Annotated in this window: 9 protein-coding genes and 2 pseudogenes; 5 read left to right on the forward strand and 6 right to left on the reverse strand. The window is 71.9% G+C overall.

The features are described 5' to 3' along the window. Positions 1 to 73 precede the first annotated feature (73 nt). The 4 genes from VT50_RS13765 to VT50_RS13790 all read right to left on the reverse strand — a co-directional run bounded on the left by VT50_RS13765 (position 74) and on the right by VT50_RS13790 (position 4818). Positions 74 to 292 carry a hypothetical protein gene (locus VT50_RS13765; protein ID WP_046086633.1) on the reverse strand — a complete coding sequence of 73 codons (219 nt, stop codon included), beginning with the start codon at positions 290 to 292 and terminating at the stop codon, positions 74 to 76. Between the two features lie 548 nt (positions 293 to 840). Further along, positions 841 to 1860, reverse strand: a complete 1020-nt coding sequence (locus VT50_RS13770) for a glutathione S-transferase family protein (protein ID WP_046086656.1) — start codon at positions 1858 to 1860, stop codon at positions 841 to 843. Positions 1861 to 2348: 488 nt separating this feature from the next. Continuing rightward, positions 2349 to 4076 (reverse strand): helix-turn-helix domain-containing protein, encoded by a 1728-nt coding sequence (locus VT50_RS40415; RefSeq protein ID WP_046086634.1) that lies wholly within the window; start codon positions 4074 to 4076, stop codon positions 2349 to 2351. 133 nt (positions 4077 to 4209) lie between these two features. Then, positions 4210 to 4818 carry a TetR/AcrR family transcriptional regulator gene (locus VT50_RS13790; protein WP_053048588.1) on the reverse strand — a complete coding sequence of 203 codons (609 nt, stop codon included), beginning with the start codon at positions 4816 to 4818 and terminating at the stop codon, positions 4210 to 4212. A 175-nt stretch (positions 4819 to 4993) separates the two neighbouring features. On the opposite strand from VT50_RS13790, the gene VT50_RS13795 reads away from it, so the two are divergent. From VT50_RS13795 to VT50_RS13810, 4 genes are all read left to right on the forward strand, one after another. Next, positions 4994 to 6217 (forward strand): cytochrome P450, encoded by a 1224-nt coding sequence (locus tag VT50_RS13795; RefSeq protein WP_046086635.1) that lies wholly within the window; start codon positions 4994 to 4996, stop codon positions 6215 to 6217. 175 nt (positions 6218 to 6392) lie between these two features. Next, complete coding sequence (locus VT50_RS13800) at positions 6393 to 7535, forward strand: amidase domain-containing protein (protein ID WP_046086636.1); 1143 nt, start codon at positions 6393 to 6395, stop codon at positions 7533 to 7535. A gap of 201 nt (positions 7536 to 7736) precedes the next feature. Then, the gene (locus tag VT50_RS13805) at positions 7737 to 10406 is read left to right on the forward strand and encodes a beta-glucosidase family protein (RefSeq protein ID WP_078840733.1); all 2670 of its coding nucleotides are present in this window, start codon (positions 7737 to 7739) and stop codon (positions 10404 to 10406) included. Continuing rightward, complete coding sequence (locus tag VT50_RS13810) at positions 10384 to 11178, forward strand: SDR family NAD(P)-dependent oxidoreductase (protein WP_046086637.1); 795 nt, start codon at positions 10384 to 10386, stop codon at positions 11176 to 11178. The genes VT50_RS13805 and VT50_RS13810 overlap by 23 nt, the downstream gene beginning before the upstream one ends. 244 nt (positions 11179 to 11422) lie before the next feature. Here the strand turns inward: VT50_RS13810 and VT50_RS41345 are convergent. Continuing rightward, positions 11423 to 12164: pseudogene (locus VT50_RS41345) on the reverse strand (ATP-binding cassette domain-containing protein); the annotation flags it as partial. Between the two features lie 123 nt (positions 12165 to 12287). Continuing rightward, positions 12288 to 12899: pseudogene (locus VT50_RS41350) on the reverse strand (ATP-binding cassette domain-containing protein); the annotation flags it as partial. A 486-nt stretch (positions 12900 to 13385) separates the two neighbouring features. On the opposite strand from VT50_RS41350, the gene VT50_RS13820 reads away from it, so the two are divergent. Then, entirely contained in the window at positions 13386 to 14036 is a 651-nt protein-coding gene (locus tag VT50_RS13820) for a hypothetical protein (protein WP_240529166.1), read from the forward strand. Positions 14037 to 14067 lie beyond the last annotated feature (31 nt).

A 14067-nucleotide genomic window follows, 5' to 3' on the forward strand; every position in this document is an offset into this window, starting at 1 on the left:
AAGAGTGTGCCGTGGACCGCCGAGTGCCCCGGACCAGGCAGGCCCGGGGCACAGGGAAGGCGGTAAGTCAGCCTCAGAGGCTGCCGACGACCCCACCGACGATGCCGGTGGTGTTCAGGCCGGTGAGACCGTCAACCGTGCTGGTGGCGGTGCCGACGGCGCCGGTCACCGGGCCGGTGACGGTGTCGACGGTGCCGAGGACGTCGCCCACCGGGTTGCCGATTCCGCCGGCCACGTTGTCCAGTTCGGCGTCGGAGATCTCCTGGGTGGCGACCTTGGGCGCGTTGTTCATTGTTGCGTCTCCCTTGCGGTGACTGTCTCGTTGAGCTTGCAACAGCGCATGGGTACCGAGGGGAATCGGCTCCCACAGCATGGCCACGGGGTTCCGGCGGGAACCGGGGATCCGTGGATGCCTTAGCGCGGACTGGGATGTAACCACGGGTCTCGCCACGCTGCGAGTCGACCCCGGGCCGGAACCGGGCATTCCGCCACTTTCCGATCACATGGCGGGCACAGGCGCGCACCTCGTCGGCGCCGTTCCCTCACAGAAAGGTCACCGAACTCACCGCGCCCCGTGCCCTTTGTGCGAGGTGACGCGCGTCATGTCGGGCCTGACCGCCACGGCCGGGGCCGGGGCGGCGCACCAGCCGGGGCGCACACCCGGGATGTGTGTAACCCGTGTGCCGATCACTTGAAGACCGGGCGAACGAAGCGACATGTGGCGCCGGGCGGCACGGGAACGCGACATGTGCGACGTCAGGTCACCGCGACATGTGCGACGTCAGGTCACCCGGCCCGCGCGACATGTGCGGCGTCAGGCCGCTCGCGGCATACGCGGCGTCAGGCCGCCCGGCCCTCCTCCGGTACCGCCTCGCCGTCCGGCACCGGTCCGGGCGCGGTGCCGTCGCCGAACGGCCGCCCGCCCAGCTCCTCGCGGTGATGCGGCGTCAGCCACCCGGTGAGGTCGGGGCCGAGCGGAACGATGCGACGGGGATTGATGTTGGTGTGCACCTGGTAGTAGTGGCGCTTGATGTGGTCGAAGTCGACGGTGTCCCCGAAACCCGGCGTCTGGAAGAGATCACGGACGTATCCCCACAGCACCGGGTCCTCGCTGAGCTTGTTGCGGTTGCACTTGAAGTGGCCGTGGTACACGGCGTCGAACCTGACCAGCGTGGTGAACAGCCGGATGTCGGCCTCGGTGATGGTGTCGCCGACCAGATAGCGCCGCCCGGCAAGACGCTCGGACAACTCATCCAGCCGCGCGAAGAGCCGCCGGTACGCGTCGTCGTAGGTGTGCTGGTGCTCGGCGAAGCCCGCGCGGTACACACCGTTGTTCACATCGCGGTAGATGCCCTCCGCCACGTCGTCGATCTCGTCGCGGTGCTCCTCGGGGTACAGATCGGGGGCGCCCTCGCGCTGGAGGGCGGTCCACTCGGTGGCGAGGTCCAGGGTGATCCGGTGGTAGTCGTTGGTGACCAGTTGGCCACTGGGGACGTCCACCACCGCGGGCACGCTCACCCCGCCCGGATATCCCGTCTCGCGGGCGTCGTACGCCTCGCTGAGGAACCCGATGCCCAGCACCGGGTCCCGGTCCCCCGGGTCCAGGGTGAAGCGCCAGCTGCGCTCGTCCTGGATGGGGTCGGTGACGGCCAGCGACAGGGCCCGCTCCAGTCCGAGCAGCCGCCGTGAGACCAGCGCACGGCTCGCCCAGGGGCAGGCCCGGCTGACCACCAGCCGATAGCGCCCGGCCTCCACCGGCCAGCCGTCCCGGCCGTCGGCGGTGATCCGGTCGGCGAAGTGCGGCGCGGAACGTCGGAACTCCTTGCGCTCGCGAGGTGTCTCCTGGTCAGCGGTGTTCAACGGGACCACCTACCACCTTCCGAAGCGGGAACCGTCGTGGACGGTCCGGGGCATGGGTCGACTGCCGGGGCTCGTTTGCCACGGTGACATCTACCCGGTTCCACATCTCGGGAAGGGATATTCCTCGCGGAACGGACAGAATGGTGGCAGGGAACGGCCGGGGCCGGGGCGGCGCGCCAAGCGGGCGCCGGGCGCCCTGGTGCCGCTGTCGGGGGCGGTGCCCGCCGTCACTCGGGCTCGGGGACGTGTACCGGCACGTCCCCGAGCGCGCTCCGCGCCCACCGCGGGAAAGAGGCCCTCGGAGCTGTGAGCACCGTACGGCGCCGGGCTGCATCACTCCCCTCGTGGTGATACAGACCGCCCGCCACGCTGGGAGGCGGGGCCTCGTTCCCGCGCGGTGCGGCAGGAGTGACGCTAAAGCCGATCACGCGGGCGGGCAACGGTGCACGGTGCGCACCGCCCGCCCGCGACATGTGCACGGTGCACGGTCAGTCCTCCGGGTGGAGTCCGGTGATGTGCAGGGCGTGCACCAGGTCGTGGATCCCGGAGCCGGTGGTGAGCAGGTCCCGGCTGAGCAGGCGTTCGGCGGCCCGCAGATGAGCCCTGACGGTGTTCCGGCTGAGACCGAGGTGGCGGGCGGTCCGCTGGGCGTCGGTGTTCGCGTCGATCCAGCCGCGCAGGGTGGTGTGCAGATCGCGGCCGCGGGTGTCCTGGAGCGGGCGCAGGAACTCCCGCGCCCAGGCGTGGGCGGGCGCGGTGCGGAACAGCTCCTCCAGGGTGGGCACCGGCCGCACACCGTGGACTCCGAAGCCACCCGCGGAGCCGAAGCCGGTCTCGGAGCCCAGGCCGCCGTCCGGCTGCCCTCCGGTCAGGCAGAAGGCCAGGTCGAGGGCGGCCCGGGTGCGTACATCGCCCAGGTCGAGGCCGAGGGTGGCCTCCACCCGGCCGAGGTGGTGGGAGACGGTGTTGCGGCTGATGTCCAGCAGCCGGGCCACCGCGGACCGGGGAAAGGTGACGGCGAGCCGGGTGATGTCCAGGGTGGCTCTCGGAGTGGACCCCAGGGGCCCCAGCAGCGCGCGGGCCCAGCTGCCCGCCTCGCTATGGGGCAGCAGGGGCACCAGCGGTGTCCGGCCGAGGTACGCGGCCATCCGCTCGGGCGTATGGCGCGCCGCCGCCAGGGCGTGCAGCGCCTGTCCGTACGCCTCGGCCGTCGCGCCGAGCGGATACGGACTGCTGATGCCCAGTGCGTAGAGCGGGTTCTCCCGCACCAGGCGGCGCAGCACCGCGCCCTGGCCTTGGGGCCTCTCGGGGCCGTCGGCGGAGCCGTGGGGGTCGGCGTCGGGCTCGCCCCCGGGCCCGGCGTCGAACCGGCCACCGGCCTCGTCGGCGGACTCCGCGCCGGATCCGTCGGGGTCGGCGGGCCCGTCGGCGGCTCCGTCAGTGGGTCTGTCAGTGGGTCTGTCGGCGGGCCCGTCAGTGGGTCTGTCAGTGGGTCTGTCGGCGGGCCCGTCCGCGCCCTCCTCCGCGACCAGACAGATGAGGTGCTCCTTGAAGGCCGGGCAGTGCACCATCAGGCCCGTGCCGTGGTAGCCCGAGCCGTCCTGGTAGGTCTGCGCCAGCCGGTCCCGGTCCTCCGGCGGGCAGTGCAGCAGATAGACGCGCAGCCGTGCGGCGTCCAGCAGCGCGGGGACGGCACCGGTGGTCATCCGGCGGGCCAGGGTGAGATCCCCGGCCAGCAGGGCGCTGAAGACGGCGAACCGCAGCTGTCGCGCCTTGTACTGATAGCCGCGGAAGGTGGTGTCCGCGTCCTGTGCCCGGTCCAGGAGCGCGATGAGCCCCCCGGCGTGCGAGACCAGCGACGCCGCCTCGCGGGTGGGTGCCGAGGTGCCCGCCACCACCAGCACGGGGCGTGGCGCGTGCGGGCCGAGCGCTTCGAGACGCACCTGGAGGGCGCCGCTCTCGATGGCCGCCGCGGCCATCTGCCCACCGGACAGCCGTGCCAGTGTCGGTTCGAGCGGGGGCAGGATCCGCCGCGGGAAGCGCGCGGTGGAGGCCTCGACGGCGCCCTCGCTGCCGAGCAGCGCGACATCGGCGCCGATCTGATGGCCCAGCCATTCGAGGACCGGCCGCGGATCCGCCCCGGCCCCCCGGCTCATCTGTCGCCGCACCTCGTGCAGCAGCTCGTCCAGCCGCCCGGTGTGGGCCCGTACCTCCACAGCCGTACTCCTTCTCACCCCCGTGCCGCGTCCATCCCGCGCGGACCGATCGGCGGTCCGCGCTCCGGCGTACTTTCTCCGACGTACTTTAAAGACCCGTAAACGGGAGCCCGGACAGCGCCGTGGACCGCGGTCAGGCCACCGAACGGAACAGGCCCTCCAGGGCCATCGCCACCTGGTCGGTGGAGAGCGGGTCGTCGACGCCGCCCGCCTCGTAGATGCCCCGGTCCAGCTTGATGCCGCGGGTCATCGCGCCGAGCAGCGCGGACAGTTCGGTGCCGCGCAGGGCGGGCCGGTGGCCCGCCCGGTCGAACAGGCCGTCCAGCATGCTGCCGATGCGGCGGCTGAACCGCTTCTCGTGGTCCACCAGCGCGGCGGCGGCATCGCCGTCCCGGAGCGCCATCAGCCGGAATTCCAGGTGGATGAAGACCCAACGGGCGTCCAGGCGCTCACCGTTGAAGATCTCGGCGAAGGTCCTGGCGAGCTGGGGGGCCAGGTCCCGTTCGGTGTCCATCTCGTCGATCCGCTCCCCGATGTAGTCGGCGGTGCGGTCGCTGTGCCGCCGGAAGACATCGAGGAAGAGCTTCAGCTTGCTGTCGTAGTTGGAGTAGAAGGCCCCGGTGGTCCTGCCCGCGCACTGACAGATGTAGCCGATCGACGCCCCGTGGAAGCCGCGTTCGGCGAACGCGCGCTCCGCCCCGACGATCAGCGCTTCCACGGTCTTTGACCGCTGCGGCGGCATCGGTGTGCCCCTCTCCCCCAGCTGTTCGGAAACCTGGCCAGATCCGTACGGTAGCCGATCTCCCCCTCTGTTCAGTAGGGAACCCTATCGGTAGCGTTCCCTATCGAAAGGCCACGGCCGACGGCTCCGGGGCGTTCGCCCCGGGACAGTACGAGGATCACGAAGGAGAGCCATCGTGAACGCTCCGACGCCCACGACCCATGACGACCTGCGAGACGTCCACGACCTCCCTTCGTATCCGAAAGAGCGGGACGACTTCGTCAACCCCGCACGAGCGCTGCTCACCGGGCCGCCGATCAGCCCGCTGAGGTTCGCGGGCGGCAGCACCGGCTGGCTGGTGACCGGGTATCACGAGGCGCGGGAGGTGCTGCGGGATGCCCGCTTCAGCGCCGAGCGCTGGCGGGGCGACGACGCGATGCGGCAGGTCCCCGAGTCGATCCGCAGGGACCGGAGCAGCGGGGCGGGGTCGTTCCTGGCCATGGACGCGCCGGAGCACGGCCACTACCGGGGGCAGCTCACCCGGTACTTCACGGTGCGCCGGATGCGGGAGCTGGAGGCCCGCGTCGAGGACATCGTGGCCGACCAGCTGGACACGCTGGAGGCGGCGGGCAAACCGGCCGATCTGGTGCGCCACTTCGCCCTGCCGATCCCCTCGCTGGTGATCTGCGAGATGCTCGGCGTGCCGTACGGGGAGCGGGAGCTCTTCCAGTCCGTCGCCGCGCGGCTGCTCCGCCAGGACCGCACCGACGCGGAGTTCGTCGCCGGGAAGACCGAGCTCGACACCTTCCTGCGCACCCTGGTCAGGGCCAAGCGCGAGGACCCGCAGGACGATCTGATCTCCCTGCTGACCGCCGTCGACGAGCTGACCGACGAGGAGATCGGCGGGATCGCGGGACTGCTGCTGATCGCCGGGCACGAGACCACCACCAATATGCTCAGCCTCGGCACCTTCGCCCTGCTGCGCGACCCCGGACAGCTGGAGCGGCTGCGGGCGGACGAGTCGCTGCTGCCCCAGGCCGTGGAGGAACTGCTGCGCTATCTGAGCATCGTCAACGCCTTCCCCGTCCGCATCGCGCTGGAGGATGTCGTCGTCGGCGGTGTCACCATCACGGCGGGGCAGTCCGTGGCCGTCTCGGTCCCGGCGGCGAACCGGGACCCGGCACTGGTGGACGACCCGGACACGCTCGACGTCGGGCGCCCCCGCAGCAGCCACCTCGCCTTCGGCTACGGCATCCATCAGTGTCTCGGACAGCATCTGGCCAGGATCGAGCTGGTGGCGGGCTACCGCGGACTGCTCCGCCGGTTCCCGGGGCTGCGGCTCGCCGTGCCCCCGGAGGAGGTCCGGATGCGCAGCGACATGGTCATCTACGGGGCGCATGAAATGCCCGTCACCTGGTGACAGGCGCACGAACCGCCCGTCGTCACCTGGTGACGGCGCCGGGCCGGACCCGGCCCGGCCTCCCGGCGGCCTCCCCACGGCCGAAATCGTCACATGAGCTCCACGCACACGGAGTTCATGTGATGATTCGGTGACCCCGGCCCGTCCGGTCCGGGGGTGTGGAGGGGAAATACACGTGAAGTCAACGACCTTCAGATCCGCCGTGGGGGCCGCGCTGACGGCGGCCCTGTCCGCCGTGGTCCTGCCCGCCTCCGCCGCGAACGCCGCGGAGGGCCCGGCGGCGGCCGGCACCGTGGACACCGCGACCGCGCGGTCCTTCGGGCGGCTGGCCGACGCGGTGCTGACCCAGCGCACGGCGGCTCTGCTGGACAACAACGAGCAGTCGGTGCGGCGTGCGGCCCCGCTCGCCGAGCGGAACGTCCGCCTGTCGGCCGGGCAGACCCGGACCGAGGACACCGCGCTGTCCGCACTGCGCACCCGCAAGGCGCGGCTCGCGGCCCTGGGCGAGGCGTACGCCTCCGCCCACACCCGGGTGGCGGTGGACCGGCTACGGGTGGAGGCCGGACGCGCCACGGTCCAGGCCACCGAGACCACGACGCTGGCCTACCGGAAGATACGCGGCGACGAGCCCGCGACCACCGGCTTCCAGGCGCACCACCGGCTGACCTTCGCCGCCACGGCGGACGGGGAGTGGCAGCTGACCGGCCTCACCTCGACCGACGACGGCCCGCTGGCGGTCAATGAGCCCGCCGCGGCGCGGGGGGCGGCGGTCCGGACGACGGCCCAGCAAGAGGCGAAACCCGCCGCCATCTCCAAGCCGTCCCAGCCGCAGACGAAGCCCGCGGGAAGCTATGACTACGCGGCGATGGCCTCGTACGCGGAGAAGTACTGGCAGAACTACAATCCCGCCTACCGGAAGTTCAACGAGGCCGGTGGGGACTGCACCAACTTCGTGAGCCAGTCCCTGAAGGCGGGCGGCTGGGCCAATAAGTCGGGCGACGCCGAGGACTACCGCAGCTGGTGGTACGACACCTCGTACCAGTCGACGTCCTGGGTGGGCGCCAACGAGTGGTCCTGGTTCACGCTCGACGCCAAGCGGGCCACCAACCTGGCGAACGTCTACTACATGGGCGTCGGTGACGTCATGCAGATGGACTTCGACAAGGACGGGTCCAAGGACCACACCATGATCGTCACCTATCGGAGCTCCAGCGGTGTGCCGTACCTGACCTACCACTCGGTGAACACCTACCGGAAGTCCATAGCGAGCATCATCGCCTCGTACCCGAACTCGCTCTACTACGCCTACCGCACCTGAGCCGCCAGCGCGCACCTGTGTCACCCGTGACACCCGTGACAGTGGACCCCGCCTCCGGGCGGGGTCCACCGCGTTCGCGCCCCTCGGCGCGGCGCCGACCGGCGACACCTCGATCCCGAAACCCGGTGCACCCCGGCGAGCGGCCGACCGCGTGATGTGATGTCCGCACGGTCATCGAGCCGCGAGAGATGGAGTGACGCCATGCCGGGCGCCCTGTCACGCCGTTCCGCCGTGTCCCTCCTCGGAGGGGCGATGGCCGTCGCCGCCACGGGCGGGAGCGGATGGCCGGTGGCCGCCGCCGACACCGATCCCGGGTCCGCGTCCGGTCCCGCCACTGGGCACACGCCGGGTCCCGGCCCCCGGGTGGACTCCCTCATCCGACGGATGACCCTCGACGAGAAGCTCGCGCTGCTGCACGGCGCGGAGGATCCCCACAGCCTCGGTCAGGCGGGCTACATCCCCGGTGTCCCCCGGCTCGGCATTCCGGCGCTGCGGCTCGCGGACGGGCCCGCCGGGCTACGGGTCACCCGGCACGCCACCGCGCTGCCCGCGCCGGTGCTGCTCGCCTCCGCCTTCGATCCGGCCCTGGCACGGGAGTACGGGCGCACCATCGGGCGCGAGGGCCGCGCACTGGGCCAGGATGTGCTGCTCTCCCCCATGGTCAATCTCATCCGCACCCCCTACGCCGGGCGCGACTTCGAGACCTTCGGCGAGGACCCGCTGCTGACCTCCGAGCTGGTGGCCGAGGAGGTGCGCGGCATCCAGGGCGAGGGGCTGATCGCCACCGTCAAGCACTTCGCCATGAACAACCAGGAGCACGAGCGGGAGTCGATCGATGTCACCGTCGACGAGCGGACGATGCGGGAGACGGAGCTGGCCGGCTTCGAGGCGGCCGTGCGGGCGGGCGCGGGGGCGGTCATGGGCGCCTACAACAAGGTCAACGGGGTGTTCGCCTGCGAGAGCGGGCCGCTGCTGACCGGGGTGCTGCGCGAGGACTGGGGGTTCGACGGCTGGGTGATGACCGACTGGCACGCCGCCCACAGCTCCGCGGCGGCCCTCGGCGCCGGGCTCGACATGGAGATGCCGGACGGGAAGTACTTCGGCGACGCCCTGCGGAGGGCGGTGGCCGACGGGACCGTGGCGGAGGCCGGGGTGGACCGCGCGGTCGGCCACGTCCTGACCGTCATGGACCGCTTCGGACTGCTGGACGGCAGCGCCCCGCCCCGGCCCGGCCGGGACCCCGGGGCCGGGGCGCGCACCGCGCTGAAGGTCGCCACGGCGGGCGGCGTCCTGCTGCGCAACGAGCGCGGCACACTCCCGCTGACCGGGTCCGCCGCCCGGTCGATCGCCGTGGTCGGGCCCACCGGCTCCGTCCCCTTCGTCAGTGGCGGCGGCAGCGCCCATGTGGTCCCCGACCACGCCGCGAGCCCGCTGGAGACGATCCGGGAGCGCGCCGGACGGGGGGCCCGGGTGGAGTACGCCCTGGGCGAGGACGTGTTCGGCAAGGAGATCCCCGCCGCCGCGCTCTCCCCGGCCACCGGACTGGAGCGGCGGACGGTGGCGGCGGGGAAGAGCTGGGCGTACGACGGCACCCTCACCGTGGCCGGGGCCGATGAGTGGACGTTCGTCCTGCACTTCAGCGGTCCGCCCACCGGCCGCCCCACGGTGCTGCTGGACGGCGAGGAGCTGTTCCCCTTCCGGCCGGGCCTGGGGGAGCAGTTCACCGGTGGCCTCGTCAGCGCCGCCCCGGACGGCCTCGCCGTGCGCCGCGCGACCGTCGGGCTGACCCCGGGCAGGCACCGGCTGAAGGTCACCGCCGAGGGCGGCGGAACGGGGCTGACCTTCCGGCTGCGCCACACCACCTCCGCCACCCGCGCCGCCGACGTGGCGGAGGCCGTGCGTGCCGCCCGCGCCGCGGACGGCGTGGTGGTCTTCGGCTACGAGGACGCCACCGAGGGCAGGGACCGGACCACCATCGCACTCCCCGGCCACCAGAACGCGCTGATCGCCGCCGTCGCCCGGGCCAATCCGCGCACGACCGTCGTCCTGAACACCTCCTCGTGCACCGCGATGCCCTGGCTGGAGCACACCGGCGCCGTGCTCCAGATGTACTACCCCGGGCAGGAGGGCGCCGCCGCCACCACCGCCCTGCTCTTCGGCGACGCCAATCCCGGCGGCAGGCTCACCCAGTCCTTCCCGGTCTCCGACGACCGCCACCCGATGGCCGGAGACCCCCGGCGCTACCCCGGGGTGAACGGCCGTGAGGAGTACTCCGAGGGCGTCCACACCGGCTATCGCTGGTATGACGCCGAGGGGGTGCGGCCCCTCTTCCCCTTCGGCCACGGCCTGTCGTACACCACCTTCGCCTATGCGGGACTGGAGCTGCGTCAGCGCGGAAGCGGCCTGGAGGCGGTCTTCACCGTGCGGAACACCGGGCGGCGGGCCGGGGCGGAGGTGGCCCAGGTGTATGTGGGCCCCTCGCCGGATCTGCCGCTCGACCAGGCCGGGCGGGCGCTGGCGGGATTCCGGCGCGTCCAGCTGCGGCCCGGCCAGGCGCGCCGGGTGACGGTCCGGGTGGCCGCCCGGGCGCTGTCCGCATGGGACTCCCAGCGCCATGGATGGGTACTGGGCACCGGGCGCCGGACCGTGGAAGTGGGCTCCTCCTCGCGCGATCCGAGGCTGCGAGGGCAGATCGAGGTCCGCCATGGCGGGGCCCGCCGTGGGGCCCAGACGTGGCGGAGCGCCACAGTCCCCGAAGGCGCGGAGGTCTGCCCAGGGGACTACGCTAGTATGGCGCGTGTGCAACTAAAGGCGCACGCAAGCAATAGGGCATCGATGAAGGAGCGCCGTGCAGATCGACCTTTCCGGTAAGACCGCCCTGGTCACCGGCTCCACGCAGGGCATCGGATTCGCCATCGCCGCCGGGCTGGCGCGGGCGGGCGCCCGTGTCGCCGTCAACGGGCGTCGGCAGGAGTCCGTCGAGGCCGCCATCCAGAAGCTGGAGGAGGACACGGAGGGCGGCTCGTTCATCGCCGCCCCCGGCGACATCACCACCGAGGACGGCGTCCGCCAGGTCACCGGCGCGGTGCCGGACACCGATGTCCTGGTCAACAACCTCGGCATCTTCGGGGCCACTCCGCCGCTGGAGATCGGCGACGACGAGTGGCGGCGCTATTTCGAGGTGAACGTCCTGGCCTCGGTCAGGATGATCCGGAGCTTCCTGCCCGGGATGAAGGACCGCTCCTGGGGCCGGATCCTCAACGTGGCCAGTGACTCCGCCGTCGTCATCCCCGCCGAGATGATCCACTACGGGATGTCGAAGACCGCGCTGCTCGCCGTCACCCGCGGCTTCGCCAAGGACGCCGCCGGTACCGGCGTCACGGTCAACTCGCTGATCGCCGGGCCGACCCACACCGGCGGGGTCGAGGACTTCGTCTACGAGCTGGTGGACCCCGAGCTGCCCTGGGACGAGGCCCAGCGGGAGTTTATGGCCAAGCACCGGCCACAGTCGCTGCTCCAGCGCCTGATCGAGCCCGAGGAGATCGCCAACATGGCGGTCTACCTCAGCTCCTCCTTCGCCTCGGCCACCACCGGCGGAGCCGTGCGCGTCGACGGCGGCTACGTCGACTCGATCCTCCCCTGACGCCGGGCCACCAGCCGATGGGCGTTGCAGCGGCGGTCTCAGTCCGCTTCCGCCACTTCCCCCGCCGCGGATGTCGTCTCGAGCACGTCCTGGACCTCATCGGCGGCGATCTCCCGCAACTCCTCGCCGACCAGCAGCCACCGGGTGATGCCGATCGACTCCAGGAACGCCAGATCGTGGCTGGCGACCACGAGGGCGCCCTGGTAGGAGTCCAGCGCGCTCGTCAGCTGTCGCACACTGGCCAGGTCGAGGTTGTTGGTCGGCTCGTCGAGCATCAGCAGCTGCGGGGCCGGCGCGGCGAGCATGGTGGCCGCGAGGCAGGCGCGGAAGCGTTCGCCACCGGAGAGGGTGCCCGCGGGCTGCTCCGCACGCGCGCCCTTGAAGAGGAAGCGCGCGAGCTGGGCGCGGATGTGGTTGTCGGTGACACCCGGCGCCCGGCGGGCCACGTTGGCCGCCACGCTCAGCCCGTCGTCCAGCACATCCAGCCGCTGGGGGAGGAACCGCAGCGGTACGTACGTCCTGGCCTCCCCCGACAGCGGGGCGAGTGCGCCGGTGAGGGTGCGCAGCAGTGTGGTCTTACCGGCTCCGTTGCGCCCGACCAGCGCGATGCGCTCGGGCCCGTGCACATGGAGGGTGGCATCGCGCAACGCGCCGTACTGGAGGCGCAGTTCACTCAGGGTGAGCACGGTGCGCCCCGCGGGTACGGCGGTGTGCGGCAGGCTCACCCGGATCTCGGCGTCGTCGCGTACCGCGTCCGCGGCCTCCTCACGCCGCTCGCGCGCCTCGTGGAGACGGTCTTCGTGGAGATCGCGGAGCTTACCCGCCGACTCCTGCGCCGCCCGCTTGCGGCCACCCGCGACGATCCTCGGCGCCCGCCGCTCGGTGTCCATCTTCTTGCTGTTCCGCTGACGGCGTGCCAGTTTGATGTGGGTCTCCTCCAGTTCGCGCTTCTGCCGCCGCACATCCGCCTCCGCGGCCCGCAGCATGCGCCCGGCCGCCTCCTGCTGGGTGGCCAGTGCCTCCTGGTAGGCCGACCAGCCGCCGCCGTACCAGGCCACCGACCCGGCCCGCAGTTCGGCGATGCGGTCCACCCGCTCCAGCAGCTCACGGTCGTGGCTGACCACGACCAGCACCCCGGAACGCCAGGAGTCGACGGCGTCGTAGAGGCGGCGCCGTGCGAACAGGTCGAGGTTGTTGGTGGGTTCGTCGAGCAGCAGCACATCGGGGCGCTCCAGGAGCAGGGCGGCCAGGCGCAGCAGCACGGTCTCCCCGCCGGACAGATGGCCGACGGTGCGGTCGAGTTCGACATCGCCGAGCCCGAGCGAGCCCAGTGCCGCCAGGGCTCGCTCCTCGACGTCCCAGTCGTCGCCGATCGTCTCGAAGTGGGCCTCGTCGACGTCTCCGGCCTCGATGGCGCGCAGCGCGGCGCGCCGCTCGGCGATGCCCAGGGCCTGGTCCACGCGGAGGGTGGTGTCGAGGGTGATGTTCTGCGGAAGGTGGGCGAGGCTGCCGCCGACGATCACCGACCCCTGGGTGGGGCGCAGCCGACCGGCGATCAGCCGCAGCAGGGTGGACTTGCCACTGCCGTTGGTGCCCACGAGTCCGGTGCGGCCCCGTCCGATGCCGAGCGAGAGCCCGTCGAAGACGGGCGTGCCGTCCGGCCACTGGAAGGACACCGCCGAGCAGGTCACGGAGGCGCTGGGGGTGGGGGATGTTGCCATGGTGTTCTCGCATTCGTCAGCGCTGTGAACAAGGGGCTACGTATGCGAGCACCACGCGGCGACCGAGCCGGGAAATGGGGTGCGGCCCTCCGGAGGGTGAGGGACGGCGTATGCACCGAGGTCGCATTCACGCGGGTCACGGGCGGCGGATGGGCCGACTACGGCGTGACGGGCTACGGCTTGTGCCGTACCGCGCGATGATCGCGAACCTCAGATACGCAACGTCCACCTCTATCGGAGACAACAGGACCCCAGCAGTGTACCCCAGCCGTGGCGTGTGAGGTCGTGGCGGCGGCCGGGCGGGGGCCGCGCCGCCACCTTCCTGCCAACCTTCTCCCACTCCCCCGCCGCCGCGCACGGCCACCGTTACGATCACCCGCATGACCTGGCGGCGCATCCACACCGAGAAGCGCCGCCCGTTTCGGATCGCATGGCTCATCGGATCAAGGGACGTGAGAAGTGAACACCCGGTTAAGCATCGCGGCCGTGTCGGCCATCTCCCTGGTGGCGCTCCTGGGCGGTACGACGGTGGCGACGGCGCAGGAGTCCGACCCGGCGCCGAAGTCCTGTGACGGTGTCCGGCTGACCGGCGAGCTCCCCGTACCGGCGCCCGGCCAGGCGGTTTCGGGCCAGATCACCATTGGCCCCGACTGCAAGCCGGAGCGGGTCTCCGTCCAGCGCGGCCCGGCGTCGGCCCGCTCGGCGCACACCGCGACCGCCGCGGTCACCAGCGCCACCGCCACTCATCAGCTGCGTGGCTGGAACGAGATGTACGACTGCTGCAACATCCGTATGACGGGCCTCTACACCGCCTCCTCGTGGGACACCGCGGAGGGCCGCATCACCACGGGCGGCACCGCGGCCTCCCAGGAGTGGAACCGCGAGCCGTGGGACGCCGGCTGGTCGCTCACCTCGCAGAACGCGAAGGACGACTGCGCCACGGACTGCGCCGAGGTCAACTCCGAAGCACACGCCGACTTCGCCTACCAGGGTGTCTTCGACCCGACCGGCGACTGGTACAACAACACCCACCACTCCTACGTGCGGTTGGCCGCGGACGGGACGGCGAGCTGCCGCTTCGATGTGGAGCTGCGGCACACCTTCGTCGGGTGGAACTGGCAGTACGGCTGCGAGTAACCAGCTCCGGTGCCGCCGGCCGCCGGCGGCA

This window comes from Streptomyces antioxidans, assembly GCF_000968685.2.
Classification (GTDB): Bacteria; Actinomycetota; Actinomycetes; order Streptomycetales; family Streptomycetaceae; genus Streptomyces; species Streptomyces antioxidans.